Raw genomic sequence first — 20497 nt, 5'->3', positions numbered from 1 at the left:
CAGGCTCAAGCCACCGAATCCTGCAAAACCGAAACCTTGCGAGAGACCGAAATCCGTCGACTATCAGCCGCTTATGCGTTCTTCACAGTCAACGAATAACTCCCGCACGCGGCGGCGCCTGGCGCCGCTGGCCCGCCAGGCCCCCGCCTACTGGATCTCCATCACCTGGATTGCCGCCGGCGTGATGATGACGGCGAAAAGCACCGGCAGGAAGAAAAGGATCATCGGCACCGTCAGCTTCGGCGGCAGGGAGGCGGCCTTCTTTTCCGCCTCCATCATGCGCATGTCGCGGCTCTCCTGGGCGAGCACGCGCAGCGACTGGCCGAGGGGCGTGCCGTATTTCTCCGCCTGGATGAGACTGGTGACGACGGCGCGCACGCCATCCACGCCGGTTCGGGCGCCGAGATTCTCGTAGGCCTTGCGCCGGTCCTGCAGATAGGAGAGCTCGGCCGTCGTCAGCGACAATTCCTCCGCCAGCTCCACCGATTCGTGGCCGATCTCCTCGGAGACCTTGCGAAAGGCCGATTCGATGCCCATGCCCGATTCAACGCAGATGAGCAGCAAGTCGAGCGCGTCCGGCCAGGCGCGGCGGATGGCATTCTGCCGTTTGCTCGTCCGGTTCTTCACGTAAAGGCTGGGCAGGTAGTAGCCGATATAGGCGGCGCAGACTGCCACCAGGAGCCGCACCATCGGCGGCTGATCGATCGGCGTGATGACGAAGAGATAGAGCATCGACACGACGAACATGGCGGCCGGCATCAAGAGCCGCGCGGCGAGAAAGATGAAGACCGGATTCTGACCGCGCAGCCCCGCCATGCGCAGCTTGCCGGCGATCTCTCCGTCCTCCGCCTGCTTGGCGAGATTGAAGCGGTCGACGAAGTTCTTCACCAGGCGGCTCGGTTCGGAGCGCAGCGAGACTTGTTTCTTCTGCGCTTCCAGCTTGGCGCGCTCGCGGGCGCGGATGCGCTCGCGCTCCGAGGAGACCTGCTTCATGCGCGCCGACAGGTTGTCGCCGGCGAGATAGGGCCAGGCGACGACGACGATCGCGGCGAAGGCGGAAAGCGCCGCCGCGATGGCGATGAAGAGTTCCGGGTTGGAGGAGAAATTCACCCTGTCCCCCTAGAAGTCGAAATTGATCATTTTGCGCATGACGAGAATGCCCATCAGCATCCACAGCCCGCAAATGACGAGGACTATTTGGCCGATCGTCGTCGTGAACAACAGTGAGATGTATTCTGGGCTGGTGAGATAGACGAGCGTGGCCACGATCACCGGCAAGGCGCCGATGATGCCGGCGGAGGATTTGGCCTCTGCGCTCATCGCCTTGATCTTCGCGGACATCTTCTTGCGGTCGCGCAGCACCTTGGAGAGATTGGACAAGGCCTCCGCCAGGCTGCCGCCGGAGCGCGCCTGGATGGAGATGACGATAGAGAAGAAATTCGCCTCCGGCAGCGGAATGCGCTCCGGCAGCTTGGCGATCGCTTCGTCGAGCGGCATGCCGAGTGTCTGATCCTCCACCACCTCGCGGATCTCCGTGGAGACCGGCGGGGAGGCTTCCGAGGCGATGACCTTCAGGCAATCGACGAGCGGCAGGCCGGCTTTGACGCCGCGCACGATGACGTCGAGGGCGTTGGGGAACTCCTCGGTAAACATCTTGAAGCGGCGCTTGCGCAGGAAGTTGACGTAGCCATAGGGCAGGACGATGCCGAGGCCGAAGCCGAAGCCGATGGATGGCAGCAAGGGGAGGCCGGTGAGAAACCTCACCGCCGGGATGCATAGAAGGATGCTGACGATGCAGATGAGGACGAAGGTGCGCGTCGACCAGCCGAGACCCGCCTGCCGCATGCGCAGGATCAGCGGCGGCTTGCTGCCCTTGCGCGCCTTGGCCTTCTGCTGCTCCTCGATCTCTTTGAGCGTCTCTTCCACCGAGCGCCGGCGCCGGCCTTCTTCGCTCGGGCGTCGGTCGCGCGGATTGGCGGCGGTGGCGGCGACGAGCTCGACGCGCTTCTTGCTGCGCGTGCCACCGGACAGGCGCGCATAGAGGAGAGCGTAGAGAAAGGCGCCGATCGACAGGGCCACGAGGCCGAAAAGCGCCAGCTGCACCATCTGCGGGGAGAGGTTCATGCCGCTCTCCGGCATCCGCCGCCTGTCCGGCTGGCAAGGTATGTCGGGCCGTATCTCATGCGCGGCGCGGCTCGTCGAACTCGGCCGCGTCGAGGGCGGCGGCCAGCCGCTGCTCCTCGTTGTAATAGCGGGCGCGATCCCAGAAGGCGGGATGACCGATGCCGGTGGAGCGATGTCGGCCGAGCAGGCGCCCATGCGTATCCTCGCCGACGATATCGTAGACGAACAGATCCTGGGTGATGATGACGTCGCCCTCCATGCCGAGCACCTCGGTGACGTGGGTGATGCGGCGCGAGCCGTCGCGCAGGCGCGCGGCCTGGATGATGACGTCGATGGAGGAAACCATCATCTCGCGGATGGTCTTCGAGGGCAGGGCGTAGCCGCCCATGGTGATCATCGATTCGATACGGCTGAGCGCCTCGCGCGGCGAGTTGGCGTGCAAGGTGCCCATGGAGCCGTCATGGCCGGTATTCATCGCCTGCAACAGGTCGAAGGCTTCCGGGCCGCGCACCTCGCCGACGATGATGCGCTCCGGGCGCATGCGCAGGCAGTTCTTGACGAGATCGCGCATGGTCACCTCGCCCTCGCCCTCCAGGTTCGGCGGGCGGGTCTCAAGGCGCACCACATGCGGCTGCTGCAACTGCAGCTCGGCCGCGTCCTCGCAGGTGACGATACGCTCGTCGTGGTCGATGTAGCGCGTCAGGCAGTTGAGCAGCGTCGTCTTGCCCGAGCCGGTACCTCCGGAGACGAGCACGTTGCAGCGCACCCGGCCGATGATCTGCAGGATGGTGGCGCCTTCCGGGGTGATGGTGCCGTATTGAACCAGCTGGTCGAGGGTCAGCTTGTCCTTGCGGAACTTACGGATGGTAAGCGCCGGCCCGTCGATGGAGAGCGGCGGTGCGATGACGTTGACGCGGCTGCCGTCGGGAAGGCGCGCATCGCAAATCGGGCTCGCCTCGTCGACGCGGCGGCCGACCTGGCTGACGATACGCTGGCAGATATTGAGAAGCTGGCCGTTGTCGCGGAAGCGGATATCCGTCTCCTCGACCTTGCCCTTGACTTCGATGAACACCTGGTCGGAGCCGTTGACCATGATGTCTGCGATGTCGTCGCGGGCGAGCAGCGGTTCCAGCGGACCGTAGCCGAGGACATCGTTGCAGATATCCTCCAGGAGCTCTTCCTGCTCGGAGATCGACATGACCAGGTTCTTGACCTGGATGATGTCGCCGACGATGTCGCGGATCTCCTCGCGCGCCTGCTCCACATCCATCTTGGCGAGCTGGGAGAGGTCGATGGTGTCGATGAGGGCGCCGAAGATCTGCGTCTTGACGCGGTAATACTCCTCCGACTTGCGGCCGCGGCCGCTGCGCGGCGGCGATGCGGGGGCGGACGCCGCGGCCTCGCGCTGGGGCGGCGAGGCGGCCCCGGCCGGCGCGCCCGCGCCCGCGGCCGCCGCGGCAGAGCCGCTCGGCTGCGCCGGCTTGGGCGGCGGCGGCGCAGTCTCGCTAGGCGCCGCAGCCGGCTTGGCGCGAGCCTGCGACTGCGGACGTTCCTCTTGTGCAGCGGTGGAGCGCTTGCCGAACATGGCTCAATCCCTGGTCACGCGGCCCTGGTCACGCGGCGCGTTTGGGTTTCGTCTTCTTGCCCGATTTCTGCATGGCGGAGAGTTTCTCCAGGAGCGGCGCGAAGCTGAGCCCGCCCTTCTTGCCGTGTTTTTGCTCCGTGCGCCCGGTGACGATTTGGGCGATGTCCACGAAAGTGTCGTTGATCGCCGATTTCGCCGATGCCTCGGCGATCATCTGCCCGTTATTGGCGGCGGTGCCGAAAAGCAGCGGGTCGAAGGGGATGACCGCCGTCGGGGCGGTCTGCAGGGCGGCGCCGAAATCGTCGACCTTGATCTCGGGCTGACGCGGAATGCCCACCTTGTTGAGCACCAGCTTGGGGGGCGCGTCGTTGGGGCGAGCCTGTTTGAGAAGGTCGATGAGGTTCTTGGCGTTCCTCAGATTGGCAAGGTCCGGCGTCGCCGTGACGATGACGTCGTCGGCCGCCAGCAGCATCTTGCGCGCCCAGGATGTCCAGATATGCGGGATGTCGAGCACCACCGCCGGCACGTTCGACTGCAGGATGTCGAGGACATGGTCGAAGGCCTCCTCCTCGAAATCGTAGGTCTTGTCGAGCATCGCCGGGGCGGCGAGGATGCTCAGATGCTCCTCGCATTTGGTCAGGAGCCGGTCGAGCAGCACCTCGTCGAGCCGGTCGGAGCCGAAGACGGCATCGGCCATGCCCTGCGGTGGATCCTGGTTGAAATCGAGGCCGACCGTGCCGAACGCGAGGTCGAGGTCGGCGATGATGACGTCGGAGCCGAAGACGCGCGACATGCTCCAGGCGACATTGTGGGCGACGGTCGAGGAGCCGACGCCGCCCTTGGCGCCGACGAAGGCGAACACCTGGCCGAGCTTGGATTGGCCGTCGTCGTTGTAGATGTCGGCGATGGCGGCGATCACCGCCATGACGTCGACGGGCGCGATCAGATATTCGCTGACGCCGCGCTTCAACAGCTCGCGATAGGTGACGACATCGTTGGAATGGCCGATGACCAGCACCTTGGTGCCGGAATCGCAGACTTCGGCGAGCTCGTCGAGGCGCGCGATAAGCTCGTTCTTCACCAGGCGGCTTTCCACGATGATGAGGTTCGGCGTCGGCGCCGATTGATAGAAGTCGATCGCCGCGGAGATGCCGCCGGTATGCACCTTGGTGTGGGCGCGGGCCATGCGCCGGTCGGAGGCCGCCATGTCGAGCGCTCCGGCCACCTCCGGCGTGTCGCAGAAGGCTTGGATGGTGATACGCGGCACGGGTCGCCCGAGCGAGGAGAATGACTCCGGCGATGTCAGCCCGTCATCGGCAAAGGGATCGTCAAAATCGAGCGTTCTCATCAGATCATGAACCCTGCAGATCGCTTTCAATGAGCTGCGTCTCGGATTTGGTTTCCGCGCCGCTCGCATAGTCGCTCAGCACCTTGGCGCGGCGGGCGCCGAAGGCGGGCGTGGTCGGCCTTGGACGGATGAGATCGGCCGGGTTGGCCGCCATGGCCGCCAGGTTCTGCTGCGAGGCGCAGCCGAAATTGTAGTAGTTGCGGTTGTCCAAGGTGCCGCCCATGTCCTTTGGCCAGACGCCGCAATCGGGTGTCACCGCCTTGACCTTCAGATAGGAGAGACGCACGGGCGCGGCCTTTCGCGACGTGCTCGCATAGGGCGCCATGCGAACCGATCGCGGCTTGACGCCCGCTTCGATGATGGCGGCGCGGATCGCCTGGGAAGCGGCCGCTGCGGCGATGTCGTTGCCGGAGCCGCTCGGCACCTGCACGGTCACGGCGCCGATGCCGGCGTCGCGATAGCCGAGGGCGTAATCGTAGATTGCGTCCTTGATCTCCGCAGAAAGGTGGCCGCCACGCATGCCGATCGGGATATCGAGGGTCTCCGGCTCCTCCGACACCATAATAGGATGGCGCAGACGATAATCGTGCTGCTCCAAAGTGGCAGAGTTAATATTCTGTGACTGACAGCCGGCCAGGATCGCGGCGGCGAGCGTCAGCCCGATGGCGGCTTTGAGCGGGAAGCGCTCTGCAAGGCTGGGTGCGTGCGACATGTCTTTCTCCCGATCCGCTCAGTCGAAGGAAAAGCCGACCTGACCGGCATAGGCCCCGTCCGGCCGGTTGCCCTGGGCGCCGTAGCGCTTGATGAGGGTGCCGAGGAAATAGGCCTCCGCATCGTCGGCCAGGACGAGATTGTCGTCCGGTCGGGCAAGCTCTCCGGGCGAGGTGGGTTTCACCACATAGGGGGTGATGATGATCACGAGCTCCGATTCGGAGCGCAGGAAATCCTTGGAGGAAAACAGCGCGCCGAGGACCGGCAGCTTCTGCAGGCCTGGAAAGCCGCTGACGGCCCGCCTCGTCTCGTCGCGCACCAGGCCGGCGATGGAGAAGGCGCCGCCGGAAGGCAGCTCCACCGTCGTCTCGGCGCGGCGCACCGTCACGCCGGGGACGGTGATGCCCGCAGTGCTGGTGAAGGCACCCTCGGAAGCAAGGTCGCTGACCTCGGTGCGCACCTTAAGGGAGATGCGACCACCGTCCAGCACCACCGGCGTGAAAGCCAGATTGACGCCGAAGGGCTTGAAAGCGACCGAGACGTTGCCGTCATTGTCGACCGCGACAGGCACGGGGAACTCGCCGCCGACGAGGAAATTGGCGGTCTCGCCGGAGACGGCCGTCAGGTTCGGTTCCGCGAGGCTGCGCAGCATGCTCGCCTCCTCCAGGGCCTTGAGGCTGGCGGAGATGCGGTTGCCGTTGTTGTTCCAGGCAAGGCCCGCATCGGCCGCCGTCTTGTTGGCATTGATTGGGAAGGCGAAGGGCGACAGGTTCGCCGGGCCGGCCAGCGCCCCGCCGAGGACCGTGCCGAAACCGATCGAGCCGTTCTGCAGGAGCGCCTGGGTATTGATGCCGAGCTGCTTGACGACCTCGCGGTTCACCTCCGCGATGGTGACGCGAAGGTTCACCTGCTCCTGGCCGGTGATCTTCAAAAGGTTGATGATGCCGTCGTTTTCGCTTTGAGAACCGCCGGCCGCCGCCAGCGCCGCGGCCGCGCCGGGTGTCTGCAACAGGCTTCTGGCGATCTCCTCGGCGCGCTGCGAATCGGCGGAGGAGGGCACATAGCCGGACAGGACGATGGAGCCGTTGATCACCTCCGCCTGCACCTGGCCGTTGGGAATGGCGCTGCGCAGCAGCCGATTGAGCGGCGTCACGTCGACCTCGACATAAAGGTCCAGGCTGGCGATCTGGCGCCCTGCCGTGTCGAAGAGAAAGACATTGGCCTGCCCGACCTCCACGCCGATGAGATAGAGCCGCGTGGCGGTGCGCAGCACGGCGTCGGCGATCTGGGGGTTGGAGACCAGGACGTCGCCGGCGGGGCGAGGCAGCTCCACCACGACGGATTTGTTGATGCCGAGCCGAATGGCGCGCTCATAGCCCTGCGCCGCGGCGTCGAGTTCCACGCTGCGGGGAAAGCCCGGATCGGCATGGGCCTTGCCGGTGAGAGGGCCGAGGAGGGGCACGGCAAGCGCGAAAAGCGCCGCCAGGCGAAAGCCCCAACCGCGCGCGTGAGCCGTCATTGTCGATCTCCTTGTGGCAACCTTGTCGGCGCTCATTGGGTGTTCACCATCTGCTCGCGGCCGTAACGGATGACCCTCACGACGCCGGAGCGGCTCTTGTCCTTTGCGGTCTCCGTCTCGTTGGCATCGGCCATGGAGCGCAGCACCAGCGAGAGCGCGCCGCTGTTTTCCGCCTGGGTGACGATTTCCGCCTCGCGGGGCGCGACCTCCAGCGTCGCCGTCTTGCCGATGACGACCGATTCGCCCTCGCGCTCCTCCACCACCTGGTCGACGGCAAGAACGCGTACATTGGCAAGCAGCGTCTGGCTCACCTGCTCGTTCGTTTCCCCTCCCGACCCCGATTGCGAAGTGGTCAGGATGAGGTCGACACGGTCGTTCGGGAGGATGAAGCCACCGGCGGCGCTCTGCGCGGAGACGCGCACCGCGATGGCGCGCATGCCGGAGGGCAGGATCGCCGACAGAAATCCGGATTCGGCCCGTGCCAGCTTGCCCTCGCGGATCGGCTCGCCGGCGAGGAATTGCGTGCGCACCACCGTTCCTTCCAGGTTCTCCAGGGCGTCGGGTCGCGCGGTCTTCTCGATGAAGGCGGCATTGACGTTATCTTCCGGCCAGGCCTGCCAGCGCACATTCGCCGCCGTCAGCCGCGCTCCCGGCGCAATGTCTGAGGCCGCCACCAGGACGTCGCGGGTCGCCAGCTGCGGATTGAGCTTCACCTCGGCCGTCGGGCGCGTCTCAGGCTGCAGGTTGAGCGCCAGATAGGCTGCGGCTCCGCCCGCGAGGAGAGCGACGAGAAGAATAATCAGACGGATTGGTGTCATCGGCCGGAACCCTGGCTGGCGCAACGCCTTGGCGTGCGCATTGGCAACAGGGAGTTTCGTCGGCAATGGTCAAGGTATGGTTAATAGACTTACGGATCTGTCTCTATTCGGGACTAAGAAACCGTCCAGAAAGAACGAGGTCGTGGCCTCATCAACGGGACGAAAATGGCGGCTGAAATGGTAAGAAGGATCCGCGGAGCGCCCCGAAGAGCGGGCTTCATGCCCGCTCAAGGGGCGCGGCAATGTAGGTTGCAGCCATTTCGCCGTCCTCCCTTTGCCGGATTGCGGCATATGGCGGATTTGCCCGGCGACGTCGTTGCGAAGAATTCGAAAATGCTTGCCTTTCCTGCGCCTTCGCGCCTCGTAGCCGCAAAAGACCGCCGCTACCATCTCCGCCTCGTTGCGGCGTTCACGGCCTAAGCGAGCCGGGAGAAGAGATCCGTGCGGTGGAACAACAGCAGCGCGGAGAGCGCGAAGGCGACGCCATAGGGCACGCCTGTGCGCGCATCCTGAAGGCGTCTCAGCCATTGCGGCCAATTGGGAGGCAGGGGGGGCCACTTGGCGCGCAGGAAGACGATCGCCAAACTGAGCGCGCCGCCGCAGAGCGAGGCGAGAAAGAAATAGGCGAGCGCGTCGTGCCAGCCGAACCAGAGCGCCGCGGCGCTGGCGAGCTTGGCGTCTCCCGCCCCGATCCAGCCGGCGGCGAAGAGAGCGAAGGTGACGAGGAAGACGAGCGCGGCGACGAGCACGCTCATGCCCATCTCGGCGAGTGTGAGGCCCGCCAGCGGGGCGGCCACCAGCCATAGGGCGGCGACGGCAAGGACCAGCTTGTTGCGGATCTTCAGCGTCAACAGATCCATGATGCCGGCATAGGCCATTAAGAGGAGGAACAAGAGCGCGGCGAACATGGCGGCAGATGAGATGGTCGACATAGCGCCTCCTGATGCGGCGAGACTAAGAGGGCAAGGTTAACCGGTGGTTGCCGAAGCCGGGCTTGCCCACAAAAGAAAACGGAGGGCCAAGGCCCTCCGTTTTGCATCGCAAAATGGGAATGGCGAAAGGCTTATTCCGCGTCGTCAGCGGCGCCGCCGAGTGCATCGGAAACATCCTGGAAAACGCTTTCCAGGTTGCCGCCGAGGGTGCCAAGCACGGTGATAATGACGACGGAAACGAGCGCCGCAATCAGACCGTACTCGATGGCGGTGGCGCCCGATTCGTCCTTCGCGAAGCGCGAAATCAGCTTCTTCATCTCTCTGCTCCTTGAACCGTTCTTGTGTTCCGTCCGCATCGAGGCATGCGTCGATCGGAACTGTGCAACAGCTAGCAGCAATTGCTTGCGGCAATCTTAATCCAAACGCGCAGACAGCCCGGTATTGCTGGGCGAGTGAGGCCGCGGTCCGGACACCGGCGCGAGGCGCGGCGCAACCATGGGTGGCTGTCGCCGGAGGCAAAAAAGATGCAATTGATCAAGATGTTGGCCGATGCCTTCAGCCACCCCGCGGACATCTTGGAGCGGCGGTGGGCGAGGCCGGGCCGCTATCGGTGTTTGGACTTCATTCACCCTTCCGAAGCATAGTGCATCCGACAGAAAGGGATGCCGCCATGTTTCTCGTGCGAACTCCGAAAATTCGCGGCCTACTGCTGGCCGCTTTCGCGGGCATGTGCTTTGCCGGCGCGGCGAGCGCCGCCGAGCCGATCGACCTGACCATCGACTTCGCCAAGGTGATGCAGCTCGACAAGCCGGTCGCGACCCTGGTGATCGGCAATCCGGGTATCGCCGATGCCACCGTGGAGGACCAGACCACCCTGGTGCTCACCGGCAAGGCGGCGGGTACCACCAATCTCATCGCCCTCGATGCGGAAGGCAACGAGATCGCCAATTCGCTCGTGCGCGTCGTCTCCAACGATCGGCAGCTCACCACCGTCTTCTATGGCGCGCGCCGGCAGACGCTCTCCTGCGCGCCGATTTGCGAGAAGGTGATCGCCGTCGGCGACAATGAGGACGCCTTCAAGCAGGCCGCCGAGCAGATCCAGGCCCGCCAGGGCTTTGCGCGCGGGCAATAGGCTAAGACGGGTCGCCGCCGTCCACCTTGAAGCCTGCCGTGGCTTCGGCTTAACGGCGCATTCATCACGCTCCTGCGGACAGGCCCTTGGCGGCGCGCCGTTAACCCGCCTTTCGGCGCCACGCGCCAAGCTGCCTGCAAGCCTTGCTGATTAACGGGGCTGAAGGACGGGGGGCCGATGTTTCGCAAAGCCGGCAGAATGCATGCCGAACGGCGGCGGAGGGGCGCGCGCTCTCTCGCGCCGGCGCGGAGCTTGCCCATGGCGCAGCATCGTTGGCCGTGAGGACGGCGCCACCGTCGTTGAGTTCGCCCTCATTGCCCCGCCCTTCTTCCTCCTGGTTCTCGCCATCATGGAAACGGCGCTGATCTTCACCGCCGAGCAGTTTTTGGAGAACGCCGTCTTTGAGGCGGCGCGGGATGTGCGCACCGGCCAGGTCCAGGCCGAGCGTCTGGACGAGGCTGGCTTCCGCGAGCGGCTTTGCGACAACCTTCTCGCCTTGATCGATTGCGAAGGTGAGAACTTCTATCTCGATGTGCGCGCCTACGAGACCTTCGCCAGCGCGCGGCTTGCGAGCCCCGTCGCAAAGGACGATTCCTTCACCGATCCGGGCAGCTACGAGTTCGGCGGGCCGGGCGACATCGTCGTCGTGCGCGCCTATTACCAATGGCCGACCAATCCGGTCTACGGCGCGCTGACTTTCGCCAATCTCGCCAACGGCAAGCGCCTGCTCGGTGCTTTCGCCGCCTTTCGCAACGAGCCTTTCCCGGATGTGCCTGCCTTGCCGAAGACGCCCGTCTCGGCCCTGCCGGGCGCTGATGCGGCGACGGCGTCATGATGATATCGGGCCCGCGCGCGATGGCCGCTCTGAAGGCGCTCCTGGAACGTTATCGGCGCGAGAGCGGCGGCGTGGCGGCGGTGGAGTTCGCGCTCATCCTGCCGTTCCTCGTGGCGCTTTGGCTCGGCACGGTCGAGCTCAGCCAGGCGCTCAGCCTCGACCGGCGTATCAGCGAGGTGACGGCCTCCGTCGGCGATCTCGTCGCCCGCAGCCCGGCGCTCAGCGAGAACGATATCGCCAACATCTTCGACATCACGCGCACGGCGATGAGCCCCTATTCGACGGCACCGGCCGGCATCGTCGTCTCCGCGGTCGATATCGACGAGGATGGCAAGGCCGCGATCGCCTGGAGCCGGGCGCGCGGCAGGCTGCCGGCCCGTCCAGAGGGGGCGGATATGACGGCCGAGATCGCCGAGGCGCTGCGCCGGCCGAATTCGCAGGTGATCGTCGCCGAAGGCAGCTATGCCTATCGCCCCACGATTGGCTCCGCCATCACCGGCACGATGACCCTGACGGAACGGTTGTTCTTCGTTCCGCGCGAATCTGAGAAAGTGGAACTCTGTCAAGATTCGCAAAGCGGGTGCGGCGAATAGCCGGCACCCTTTTCTGAGGGTGCCATGCTGAAGGAATTCAAGGAATTCACCCTGAAGGGCAACGTTGTCGACATGGCGGTCGGCATCATCATCGGCGTCGCTTTCGGCGCCATCGTCTCCTCGCTCGTCGACGACATCATCATGCCGCCGGTGGGCCTTCTCCTCGGCGGCGCCGACTTCTCGCAGCTCTTCTTCGTCTTGAGCGGCGAGGGCGCCTACAACACCGTGGAACAGGCGAAGGAAGCCGGCGCCGTAACCTGGAATATCGGCCTGTTCGTCAACGCGCTGATCAAGTTTTTCATCGTCGCCCTCGCCGTTTTCCTGCTGGTTAAGGCCGTCAACCGGCTGATGCGCCAGCGCGAGGAAAAGCCGGCGCCCGCCCCCGAGGTGCCGGAGGATGTGAAGCTGTTGCGCGAGATCCGCGATCTTCTCTCCGAGCGGCGCGACGCCGCGGGCTGACCGATGCCGGGCCGCCCGCCCCGCATCTGCGTCTTTGCGGGCGGGCCATGCGCGCCTGAAGGCCGCTCGGAGCGCTTCAATCTGGCCGGGAAAGGCACTAGAGAGAAGGTATGACACGCCCGCTCTCCGACCCGCCGGGAAAGGGCCCGGCCCACGCCTCTTCCGCCGCCGTTGCCGCCAACGAGGAGACGGCCTCGCCGCTTGTCGCAAACCTGCGCCCGGCGGCCCGCGCCGCTCCCGATTCCGGCATCGTGGAAGTGATGAATTACGGCCGCGACCGGCCGGGCATGATCCCGCTCTGGGCCGGCGAGGGCGATCTTGCCACGCCCGATTTCATCTGTGCGGCGGCGACGAAATCGCTGGCGGAAGGCGAGACCTTCTATACCTGGCAGCGGGGCATCCCGCCGCTGCGCGAGGCTCTTTCGCGCTACCACGAGCGGCTTTACCAGCGGCGGCTTCCCTCAGAGCGCTTCTTCGTCACCGGCTCCGGCATGCAGGCGATCCAGATCGCCATCGCCGCCGTCGCCGGCGCCGGCGACGAGGTGCTGATCCCGAGCCCGGCCTGGCCGAACTGCGCCGCCGCGACCGGGCTCGCCGGGGCGAGCGCCGTGGAAGTGCCGATGCGCTTCTCCGACAAGGCCGGCTGGCAGCTCGATCTTGACCGCCTCTTCGCCGCCGCCGGGCCGGCGACGAAGGCGATCTTTCTCAATTCGCCCTCCAATCCGACCGGCTGGACGGCGACGCAGGACGAGCTGAAGGCCGTTCTCGCCTTCGCCCGCAAGAGGGGCCTCTGGATCATCGCCGACGAGGTCTACAACCGCTTCTACTTCGCCGGCGAACGCGCGCCTTCCTTTTACGACGTGGCCGGCGAGGACGACCCCATCATCTTCGTCAACACCTTCTCCAAGAACTGGGCGATGACGGGCTGGCGCATCGGCTGGATCGGGGCGCCGGCGGTTCTCGGCCGGGTGATTGAGAACCTCATCCAATATTCCACTTCGGGCGTGGCCGTCTTCATGCAGCGCGCGGCCACGGTGGCGGTGGAGGAGGGCGAAGCCTTCCTGCAGTTGCAGGTGGAGCGCGCGCGCGAGGGCAGGCGGATCATCTGCGAGGCGCTCGCCGCCTCGCCCAGGGTTCGCTTTGCCTGGCCGGACGGCGCCTTTTATCTCTTCTTCTCCATCCGCGGCGCCGAGGAGACGGCCAAGCTCGGTCTGCGCCTGGTGGACGAGGCCAATATCGGCGTTGCGCCCGGCACTGCCTTCGGCACCGGAGGCGAGGCTTTCATGCGGCTGTGCTTTGCCCGCAAGGCGGAGGATCTCGCCGAGGCCGGACGGCGTTTGACGCGCTGGCTCGCGGATTAAGGGCAAGCGATCCCCATCATGGCCATCGACAAGCGCCGGCCCGCCGGCGCCGATTGGAAACGCGCCCTGCGCGTCCTTCTCACCCTTCTCATATCGGCGGCGGGCGGCCTCCTTTTCACGCTGCTTGGCATGCCGGCGGGCTGGATCGCCGGCGGCATGCTGGCGGTGGCCGCCGTCAGCCTGGCCGGGTTTGAGAGCGACGTGCCCGGGCCGCTGCGCAATCTCGTCTACCTGCTCCTCGGCGTCATCGCCGGCACGGGCGTCACGCCTGAAACGCTCAACGAGATGGCGACCTGGCCGCTGAGCTTCTTCATCCTCGCCGTCACCGTCACGCTTGTCTCGCTCGGCGGCTATCTGTGGCTGTCGCGCGGCTATGGCTGGGATCGCCAGAGCGCCCTTTTCGCCTCCTTGCCCGGCGCGCTCTCCTTCGTGCTGGCGGCCGCCGAGACGACGACGGCGGATCTGCGCCGCGTCGCCATCGCCCAGAGCCTGCGCCTCATCATTCTGCTGGAGGCGCTGCCGGCGGCGGTATGGCTTGCCGGCATCGATAGTGGCGCGCAGGCGGGCGCACGCGAGGCCGTCATCCATGCGGACGAGATCGGGCTCCTCTTCGCCGCCGGCGCGGCGGGCGGTCTCCTCCTGCATGTCCTGCGCGTGCCGGGCGGCTTGATGCTGGGCGGTCTCGCCGTGGCGGCGGCGCTTTCGATCTCCGGCACCATCACGACCGGCATCCCGGCGGCGATCCTGGTGCCGAGCCTCATCGGTCTCGGCGCCGTTGCCGGCTGCCGATTGCGGCCGGAGGATCGCCGGCAGCTACCGCGCGTTCTCGGCGCGGCGACGGGCGCTTTCGCCGTTGCCGTCGTCATCTCCGCGGCCGGGGCCGGGCTGGTCAGCTACTTGCTGGACGTTCCGCTTCTGCAAAGCTTCATGGCTTTCGCCCCCGGCGCCCTTGAGGTGCTGACCGTGCTTGCCTTCACCCTCAACGTCGATCCGGCCTATGTCGCCGCGCATCACGTGGTGCGCTTCGTGGCGCTTGCCCTGATGGTGCCGGTTCTCGCCCGTTGGATGATGCGTAGCGCCTGAGGCCGAGCCGGCTGCGGCTGGCGCGGCGGCGACGAAGCTGCGAAAAAAGAAAGTGCCGGGCAGGGCCCGGCACATCAAGCGGGAGGAACCGAAGAGCAGGGGCCGCCGCGGGCCCGCCGGAGGCCTCAGCCGCCGGAAGCGGCGAAAATCTCCGCGCGATACGGGGCCGTGTCGGCGACGTCGGGCCGGTTCAGCGGCAGATTGAGCGCCTGCCAGGTCTCCACCAGCGCCTCGGCGAGATGGTCGATCAGCGCGTCGTCATGGGCCGGTGTCGGCGTGATGCGCAGCCGCTCGGTGCCCCGCGGCACGGTCGGATAGTTGATCGGCTGGATGTAGATGTGGTGCTTCTCCAGGAGCCGGTCGCTGGCCGCCTTGCAGGCTTCCGGGTCGCCGACCAGGACGGGCACGATATGCGTCTCGCTCGCCATCACCGGCAGGCCGGCCTGGCTCAGCACCTGTTTGGTGCGCGCCGCCTGGCGCTGCTGGCCGTCGCGCTCGGCCTGCGAGGTCTTCAGATGGCGGATGGAGGCACAGGCCGCCGCGGCGATTGCCGGGGGCAGGGCCGTGGTGAAGATGAAGCCCGGCGCATAGGAGCGGATGGAATCGATCACCGCCTCGCGGCCGGTGACATAGCCGCCGAGCGTGCCGAAGGCCTTGGCAAGCGTGCCCTCGATGATGTCGATGCGGTCCATGACGCCGTCGCGCTCGCAGATGCCGGCGCCGCGCGGGCCGTACATGCCGACGGCATGCACCTCGTCGATATAGGTCATGGCGCCGTATTTGTCGGCAAGGTCGGCGATCTTATCGATCGGGGCGATGTCGCCGTCCATGGAATAGACGGATTCAAATACGATCAGCTTGGCCCGCTCCTGGCCGGCCGATTTGAGGAGATCTTCCAGATGCTCCAGATCGTTGTGGCGCCAGATCTGCTTCTGGCCGCCGGCGCGCTTGACGCCCTCGATCATGGAGGCGTGGTTGAGCTGGTCGGAAAGGATGAGGCAGTCCGGCAGAAGCCGCGCCAGGGTGGAGATCGCCGCCTCGTTGGAGACGAAGCCGGAGGTGAAGACGAGGGCCGATTCCTTCTGATGCAGGTCGGCGAGCTCGGCCTCCAGCTCCACCAGCGGCCGGTTCGTGCCGGAGATATTGCGCGTGCCGCCCGCGCCGGCGCCCATGGTGGCTGCCGCGCTCTGCATCGCCTCGACCACTTTCGGGTGATGGCCCATGGCCAGATAATCGTTGGAGCACCAGATTAGGACTTCCTCGGCCTCGCCGTGCCGACGCCAGATGGCGCGCGGGAACTTGCCGACCTGTCGTTCCAGATCGGCGAAGATGCGGTACCGGCGCTCGTTGCGCAGTGCCGCGATCGCGGCCTCAAAATGGGTTTGATAGTCGAACATGGTGTGCTCCAGTCGATGCCGCGGCAACATTAGACAGGCGGGCCCCCCTTTGGCTAGCGACGCTTCGACGCGCCGCTCCTGCCATCGACCCGTGCCCAGACTAAGCGGAGCTTTCGACACCGCCTCTGATCTGGATCAAATCGAGTCCGCATCAAACGCGGCTAAAAGCACTCAAGATGCCGTGTCGACTATTGTCGTGGGAGGATCGGCTATGCGCGGCGGGTTATATCGCCGCCACCGCGGGGGGACCGAGGCTGGCCCCTTGCCGCATGGCGATGTGCCGCAACGAGCGATCCGGGCTATGAGCGGACGCCTGTCGTCCCGCATGGGAGTGCCATGTCGCCGAGTGAGTTGAAATTGCAGCCGATCCGCCGGAGCGGCATGGACCAGGCGTTTTCCTCAAGGCAGTTGCGGTTGTCGACGCTCGCCCGGCTGCGCTGGCTGGCGATTGCCGGGCAGACGGCTGCCGTGGTGGTCGTCGCCTTCTGGTTCGAGTTTCCCGTCCCGATCGGCGCCTGTTTCGCCCTCATTGCGCTGTCGGCCTGGGTCAATATCGCCCTGCGCATCCGCTTTCCCGCCACGCGGCATCTCGATCCGATCTGGGCGACGCTCATTCTCGGCTACGATGTCGTGCAGCTGGCCGGGCTCTTGTACCTGACCGGCGGCATGGAGAACCCCTTCTCCTTCCTCATCATCTCGCCGGTGCTTGTGGCGGCGGCGACGATGCCGGCCGACAAGACCTTCCTGCTCGGCCTTCTCGCCTTCGTCTCCGCCACGGTTCTGGTCTTCTTCCACGAGCCCTTGCCATGGGCCGCCGGCGAGACGCTGGAACTGCCGCTGCTCTATGTCGGCGCCTTGTGGTCGGCGCTCGTATGCTCGCTCGCCTTCATGGGCTTTTTCGCCTTCCGCGTGGCGGAGGAGGCGCGCCAGCTCTCCGACGCGCTGACGGCGACGGAGCTCGTCCTGCAACGCGAGCAGCATCTCTCCGCGCTCGACGGGCTGGCCGCGGCCGCCGCCCATGAGCTCGGCACGCCTCTCGGCACCATCGCCCTCGTCGTCAAGGAGTTGCAGCGCGAGACCGACGAGGAGGATCCGCGGGCGGAGGATCTGAAGCTTCTTGCCACCCAATCGGCAAGGTGCCGGACCATCCTCTCCAAGCTCACCTCGCTTTCCACCGAGCCGGAAGAGCATCTTGGCATGCTGCCGCTCTCGCGCCTGGTGGAGGAGGCCATGGCGCCCCTTCGCGACATGGGCAAGAAGCTCTCCATCGAGCGCCACGGCACCATCGCCGAGCCGGTTTTCCGGCGCAATCCGGGCATCCTCTACGGTCTCGGCAATATCCTGGAGAATGCCGTCGACTTCGCCGAAAGCGAGGTGACGATCGGCACCGGCTGGGATGAGAACTGGGTGGTCGTGACCATCGCCGATGACGGGCCCGGCTTCTCGCCGGACGTGATCGACCAGCTCGGCGAGCCCTATATCAGCACCCGCCGCTCCAAGCCGGAGACCGCGCGCAAGCATCACGGTGGCGGGCTCGGCCTCGGCTTCTTCATCGCCAAGACGCTGCTGGAGCGCTCCGGCGCCCAGCTTTCCCTGCGCAACCGCATCGTGCCGCAGACCGGCGCCGTCGTGTCCATCGCCTGGCCGCGCATGGCGCCGATCATCGGCGCGTCGTCTCACGAGGAGGTCTTCTTGAACGCCGCCGAATAGCCAGTCGCCCAGATCCGGGGTTTGCAAACCCTGGATTGAGGTTCTAACACCAAATTCGAAGCCATCTATCGCTCGGGTGGGACATCTAAAATGACTACGGAAACTCTATCGGAACTCGGCATCGAGGATGCCACCCTGCTGATCGTCGACGACGACCGGCCATTTCTACAGCGTCTTGGCCGGGCCATGGAGAAGCGAGGCTTCGACACCGAGATGGCCGAAACGGTGAAGGACGCCAAGCAGCGCGTGGTCAGCGATCCCCCGGCCTTCGCCGTGGTCGATATGCGCCTGGAGGATGGCAACGGCCTCGATGTCATCGAGCTCTTGCGCGAGAAGCGGCCCGATGCGCGCGCCGTCATCCTCACCGGCTACGGCAATATCGCCACGGCGGTGACGGCGGTGAAGATGGGCGCCATCGACTATCTGTCGAAGCCGGCCGATGCCGACGACATCTATGCCGCCCTCATCCGACAGCCGGACGAGCGTGCCGATCCGCCGGAAAACCCGATGTCGGCCGACCGGGTGCGCTGGGAGCACATCCAGCGCGTCTACGAGCTTTGCGACCGCAATGTCTCCGAGACGGCCCGCCGGCTCAACATGCACCGGCGTACCCTGCAGCGCATCCTCGCCAAGCGCGCGCCGCGCTGAGCCGCGTCCAGGCGCCGGTGCGACGCCGCGGGCTTCGCCTCAGAAGCCGCCTTCGGGGTCTTCCAGGTCGTGCAACCGGTTGGCCCCGGCGCGGGCAAGGCGCGTCAGCATCTCCTTGCGCCGCCCGCCCGCCAGGGGCGAGACCGCGCTCTCGCGCAGGATTTCTGCGCCGAAGGCATCCGCCAGGATGAGACCCGCCTCCGCCGGGAAGACGTCGCACGGTACCTGCGCGCAGGTGGCGAAATAGAAGCGATCGGCGAAGGCGAGATAGTCGCGCCATTTGCGGTCGGCCTGGAAATCGGCGAGCGAGGATTTGATCTCGACGATGACGATCTCCGCCTTGCGGCCTAGCCCGACCAGATCGGCGCGCCGGCCGCTGGCGAGCGGCAGCTCCGGAAGGAGCGCGTAGCCCTCGGCCCGCAGCCGCCGGCAGACGCCGCGGCGGATGGCCAGGGCCGCCGGCGATTGGCGGCCGTCGACGAGCGCCGGGGCCTGCGGGGCGGTTTCGGCAAGGACGGTGCGGACGGTCAGGCGCGGCATGGCCTCAAGATAGCCGAGCCGGGCCCGATCGCAAACAAACAATGAACAGATGCGGTGTCGCGCGCAACCGGCGCTGGCGGCGGCGGTCTCAGGAGGCGAGCTTGCGGCGCAGCGCCCGGCGGCGTTCGACCGAGGAAGGAATGCCCATCGCCTCGCGGTACTTGGCGACGGTGCGCCGGGCAATCGCCACGCCCTCCTTCTTCAGGACCGCGACGATCTGATCGTCCGACAGGACCCGCTCGCCCTCGCCGGCGACGAGCCCGCGGATACGCTGGCGTACCGCCTCGGCCGAATGCGCCTCGCCGCCATCGGTGGCCGCCAGCGCCACGGAGAAGAAGGCCTTCAGCGGCAGCACGCCGCGCGGTGTCGCCATCGCCTTGTTGGCGACCGCGCGGCTGACGGTGGATTCGTGCATGCCGATCTCGTCGGCGACCATGCGCAGGGTGAGCGGCCTCAGATAGGCGCCGCCCTCGCGCAGGAAGCCGTCCTGCGAGCGCACGATCTCGCTGGCCACGGCAAGCAGCGTGCGGGCGCGCTGATCGAGGCTCTTCTCCAGCCAGCTCGCCTTCTGCAGGCATTCGGAGAGAAATTTCTCACAGGCGCCGTCGCCCACCCGTCGGGCGTGGCTTGAGACCGTCGCATGATAGGAGCGGTTGATGAGAATGCGCGGCAGGACGGCGTCGTTGAGATCGACCAGCCAGTCGCCGCCGGGGCCCGGGCGCACCGTCACGTCGGGAACGAGAAGAGCGACCGGGTCGCTTTCGAAGCGAAGGCCCGGCTTGGGGTCGAGCGCCTTCACCTCGGCGATCATCTCCGCCAGGTCCTCCCGGTCGACCGCGCAAACGGCGAGGAGCTCCGCAAGGCGGCCTTCGGCCAGAAGCTCAAGGTGATCGAGCAACGCCTGCATGGCCGGGTCGCAGCGGTTCACCTCCACCAGCTGCAGCTTGAGGCATTCCTTCAGCGAGCGGGCAAAGACGCCGGCCGGCTCGAAGCGCTGACAGCGCTCAAGGACGCGCCGCACGTCCTGGTCGGGCACGCGCAAGGTGGCGGCGATCGCCTCCGGCGAGGCGCGCAGATAGCCGGCCTCGTCGATCTCGCCGAGTAGGGCGAGCGCGATGAGGCGGTCCCCGTCACGCGCGAAGGCCGCCTCGATCTGCCCTTCCAGAAGCGCCAAGAGCGTCGGTGGCGAGGCGGCGCGGGTCTCTCCTTCCGGCAGCTCGGCGCCCTCGCGCCCCCCGCCGCCCGGCCCGCCCGCGCCGAGCGAGGGCGGGGCGCGATCCTCCTGCGGAAACAGATCCTCGCGCGCCGCGTCGGTGTCGCTGGCTCCCGGATCGGCAAGGCCCGTGCCGTCGAACTCGCGCTCGCCGGCGGGCGCGCCGCGCTCTTCGTCGCCTTGCGGGCCGGCATCAGCTCCGGCCCCGGCATCCGTCTCGCTTTCGCCCTCGGCGCGCGACAGGAGAGGGTTCTGCTCGACCTCGCGGTCGACGAAATCCTCAAGCTCGGGGGCCGACATCTGCAACAGACGGATCGCCTGCATCAGCTGGGGCGTGATCACCAGCGATTGCGTCTGCTTGAGCTGAAGTCGTGCCGAAAGAACCATCCGACCGCGTCCCCTTGCCCCCAGGCGGCCCGCCCGCGCCGCGGGCCCGCGAGGCGGGTTTTGCGGCGTGGCGCATTCCTTGCATGCAAGCTTAATCGGTGC

At 66.5% G+C, this 20497-nt stretch carries 20 protein-coding genes; 8 read left to right on the top strand and 12 right to left on the bottom strand.

Going from position 1 to position 20497, the window contains the following annotated elements; translation table 11 throughout:
• Positions 1-147: 147 nt before the first annotated feature.
• The 9 genes from Q331_RS0105725 to Q331_RS0105680 form a co-directional block, all read right to left on the bottom strand.
• Positions 148-1110, bottom strand: coding sequence for a type II secretion system F family protein (locus Q331_RS0105725; protein ID WP_026379891.1), 963 nt, complete (start codon positions 1108-1110; stop codon positions 148-150).
• 9 nt (positions 1111-1119) lie between these two features.
• Positions 1120-2124: a type II secretion system F family protein gene (locus Q331_RS0105720; protein ID WP_026379890.1), complete on the bottom strand. Its 1005-nt coding sequence runs from the start codon at positions 2122-2124 to the stop codon at positions 1120-1122.
• A 55-nt stretch (positions 2125-2179) separates the two neighbouring features.
• The gene (locus Q331_RS0105715) at positions 2180-3709 is read right to left on the bottom strand and encodes a CpaF family protein (RefSeq protein ID WP_026379889.1); all 1530 of its coding nucleotides are present in this window, start codon (positions 3707-3709) and stop codon (positions 2180-2182) included.
• 28 nt (positions 3710-3737) lie between these two features.
• Positions 3738-5057: an AAA family ATPase gene (locus tag Q331_RS20185; RefSeq protein WP_051630645.1), complete on the bottom strand. Its 1320-nt coding sequence runs from the start codon at positions 5055-5057 to the stop codon at positions 3738-3740.
• A gap of 4 nt (positions 5058-5061) precedes the next feature.
• Positions 5062-5769 carry a CpaD family pilus assembly protein gene (locus Q331_RS20180; RefSeq protein ID WP_051630642.1) on the bottom strand — a complete coding sequence of 236 codons (708 nt, stop codon included), beginning with the start codon at positions 5767-5769 and terminating at the stop codon, positions 5062-5064.
• Positions 5770-5787: 18 nt separating this feature from the next.
• A complete protein-coding gene (locus Q331_RS0105700; RefSeq protein ID WP_026379888.1) occupies positions 5788-7287 on the bottom strand; it encodes a type II and III secretion system protein family protein in 1500 nt (499 codons plus the stop codon).
• Positions 7288-7319: 32 nt separating this feature from the next.
• Positions 7320-8105, bottom strand: coding sequence for a Flp pilus assembly protein CpaB (gene cpaB, locus Q331_RS0105695; protein WP_026379887.1), 786 nt, complete (start codon positions 8103-8105; stop codon positions 7320-7322).
• A gap of 416 nt (positions 8106-8521) precedes the next feature.
• Positions 8522-9037, bottom strand: a complete 516-nt coding sequence (locus tag Q331_RS0105685; protein ID WP_034491124.1) for an A24 family peptidase — start codon at positions 9035-9037, stop codon at positions 8522-8524.
• Between the two features lie 131 nt (positions 9038-9168).
• Complete coding sequence (locus Q331_RS0105680) at positions 9169-9354, bottom strand: Flp family type IVb pilin (RefSeq protein WP_026379885.1); 186 nt, start codon at positions 9352-9354, stop codon at positions 9169-9171.
• 353 nt (positions 9355-9707) lie between these two features.
• Here Q331_RS0105680 and Q331_RS0105670 point away from each other — a divergent pair, with 353 nt between their 5' ends.
• From Q331_RS0105670 to Q331_RS20170, 6 genes are all read left to right on the top strand, one after another.
• Positions 9708-10169: a pilus assembly protein N-terminal domain-containing protein gene (locus Q331_RS0105670; protein WP_026379884.1), complete on the top strand. Its 462-nt coding sequence runs from the start codon at positions 9708-9710 to the stop codon at positions 10167-10169.
• A gap of 202 nt (positions 10170-10371) precedes the next feature.
• On the top strand, positions 10372-11004 hold the full coding sequence (locus Q331_RS20175) for a TadE/TadG family type IV pilus assembly protein (protein WP_051630638.1): 633 nt from the start codon (positions 10372-10374) through the stop codon (positions 11002-11004).
• Positions 11001-11597 (top strand): TadE/TadG family type IV pilus assembly protein, encoded by a 597-nt coding sequence (locus Q331_RS0105660; protein WP_026379883.1) that lies wholly within the window; start codon positions 11001-11003, stop codon positions 11595-11597. Before Q331_RS20175 ends, Q331_RS0105660 begins: the two co-directional genes overlap by 4 nt.
• A 24-nt stretch (positions 11598-11621) precedes the next feature.
• A complete protein-coding gene (gene mscL, locus Q331_RS0105655; RefSeq protein WP_026379882.1) occupies positions 11622-12056 on the top strand; it encodes a large conductance mechanosensitive channel protein MscL in 435 nt (144 codons plus the stop codon).
• A 110-nt stretch (positions 12057-12166) separates the two neighbouring features.
• Complete coding sequence (locus Q331_RS0105650; protein ID WP_084174801.1) at positions 12167-13417, top strand: pyridoxal phosphate-dependent aminotransferase; 1251 nt, start codon at positions 12167-12169, stop codon at positions 13415-13417.
• A gap of 18 nt (positions 13418-13435) precedes the next feature.
• Entirely contained in the window at positions 13436-14500 is a 1065-nt protein-coding gene (locus tag Q331_RS20170; protein ID WP_051630636.1) for an AbrB family transcriptional regulator, read from the top strand.
• Positions 14501-14625: 125 nt separating this feature from the next.
• Here Q331_RS20170 and hemA read toward each other — a convergent pair whose 3' ends face one another.
• Positions 14626-15897 (bottom strand): 5-aminolevulinate synthase, encoded by a 1272-nt coding sequence (gene hemA, locus Q331_RS20165; protein ID WP_051630667.1) that lies wholly within the window; start codon positions 15895-15897, stop codon positions 14626-14628.
• Positions 15898-16278: 381 nt separating this feature from the next.
• Here hemA and Q331_RS0105635 point away from each other — a divergent pair, with 381 nt between their 5' ends.
• Positions 16279-17607, top strand: coding sequence for an ActS/PrrB/RegB family redox-sensitive histidine kinase (locus Q331_RS0105635; protein WP_034491122.1), 1329 nt, complete (start codon positions 16279-16281; stop codon positions 17605-17607).
• Positions 17608-17697: 90 nt separating this feature from the next.
• Positions 17698-18255, top strand: coding sequence for an ActR/PrrA/RegA family redox response regulator transcription factor (locus tag Q331_RS0105630; RefSeq protein ID WP_026379879.1), 558 nt, complete (start codon positions 17698-17700; stop codon positions 18253-18255).
• A gap of 39 nt (positions 18256-18294) precedes the next feature.
• Here Q331_RS0105630 and Q331_RS0105625 read toward each other — a convergent pair whose 3' ends face one another.
• Positions 18295-18795, bottom strand: a complete 501-nt coding sequence (locus tag Q331_RS0105625; protein ID WP_026379878.1) for an MmcB family DNA repair protein — start codon at positions 18793-18795, stop codon at positions 18295-18297.
• 88 nt (positions 18796-18883) lie between these two features.
• Complete coding sequence (rpoN, locus tag Q331_RS0105620; protein ID WP_026379877.1) at positions 18884-20395, bottom strand: RNA polymerase factor sigma-54; 1512 nt, start codon at positions 20393-20395, stop codon at positions 18884-18886.
• Positions 20396-20497: the final 102 nt, after the last annotated feature.

This window comes from Afifella pfennigii DSM 17143, assembly GCF_000688515.1.
Classification (GTDB): Bacteria; Pseudomonadota; Alphaproteobacteria; order Rhizobiales; family Afifellaceae; genus Afifella; species Afifella pfennigii.
This window is presented reverse-complemented; position numbering and strand designations above follow the sequence as displayed.

Excerpts from the sequence above, each read along its gene's own strand:
- Q331_RS0105720 (WP_026379890.1), bottom strand. The coding sequence starts at position 2,124 with ATGAACCTCTCCCCGCAGATGGTGCAGCTGGCGCTTTTCGGCCTCGTG.
- Q331_RS0105715 (WP_026379889.1), bottom strand. The coding sequence starts at position 3,709 with ATGTTCGGCAAGCGCTCCACCGCTGCACAAGAGGAACGTCCGCAGTCG.
- Q331_RS20185 (WP_051630645.1), bottom strand. The coding sequence starts at position 5,057 with ATGAGAACGCTCGATTTTGACGATCCCTTTGCCGATGACGGGCTGACA.
- Q331_RS20180 (WP_051630642.1), bottom strand. The coding sequence starts at position 5,769 with ATGTCGCACGCACCCAGCCTTGCAGAGCGCTTCCCGCTCAAAGCCGCC.
- Q331_RS0105700 (WP_026379888.1), bottom strand. The coding sequence starts at position 7,287 with ATGACGGCTCACGCGCGCGGTTGGGGCTTTCGCCTGGCGGCGCTTTTC.
- cpaB (WP_026379887.1), bottom strand. The coding sequence starts at position 8,105 with ATGACACCAATCCGTCTGATTATTCTTCTCGTCGCTCTCCTCGCGGGC.
- Q331_RS0105685 (WP_034491124.1), bottom strand. The coding sequence starts at position 9,037 with ATGTCGACCATCTCATCTGCCGCCATGTTCGCCGCGCTCTTGTTCCTC.
- Q331_RS0105680 (WP_026379885.1), bottom strand. The coding sequence starts at position 9,354 with ATGAAGAAGCTGATTTCGCGCTTCGCGAAGGACGAATCGGGCGCCACC.
- Q331_RS0105670 (WP_026379884.1), top strand. The coding sequence starts at position 9,708 with ATGTTTCTCGTGCGAACTCCGAAAATTCGCGGCCTACTGCTGGCCGCT.
- Q331_RS20175 (WP_051630638.1), top strand. The coding sequence starts at position 10,372 with ATGCCGAACGGCGGCGGAGGGGCGCGCGCTCTCTCGCGCCGGCGCGGA.
- Q331_RS0105660 (WP_026379883.1), top strand. The coding sequence starts at position 11,001 with ATGATGATATCGGGCCCGCGCGCGATGGCCGCTCTGAAGGCGCTCCTG.
- mscL (WP_026379882.1), top strand. The coding sequence starts at position 11,622 with ATGCTGAAGGAATTCAAGGAATTCACCCTGAAGGGCAACGTTGTCGAC.
- Q331_RS0105650 (WP_084174801.1), top strand. The coding sequence starts at position 12,167 with ATGACACGCCCGCTCTCCGACCCGCCGGGAAAGGGCCCGGCCCACGCC.
- Q331_RS20170 (WP_051630636.1), top strand. The coding sequence starts at position 13,436 with ATGGCCATCGACAAGCGCCGGCCCGCCGGCGCCGATTGGAAACGCGCC.
- hemA (WP_051630667.1), bottom strand. The coding sequence starts at position 15,897 with ATGTTCGACTATCAAACCCATTTTGAGGCCGCGATCGCGGCACTGCGC.
- Q331_RS0105635 (WP_034491122.1), top strand. The coding sequence starts at position 16,279 with ATGGACCAGGCGTTTTCCTCAAGGCAGTTGCGGTTGTCGACGCTCGCC.
- Q331_RS0105630 (WP_026379879.1), top strand. The coding sequence starts at position 17,698 with ATGACTACGGAAACTCTATCGGAACTCGGCATCGAGGATGCCACCCTG.
- Q331_RS0105625 (WP_026379878.1), bottom strand. The coding sequence starts at position 18,795 with ATGCCGCGCCTGACCGTCCGCACCGTCCTTGCCGAAACCGCCCCGCAG.
- rpoN (WP_026379877.1), bottom strand. The coding sequence starts at position 20,395 with ATGGTTCTTTCGGCACGACTTCAGCTCAAGCAGACGCAATCGCTGGTG.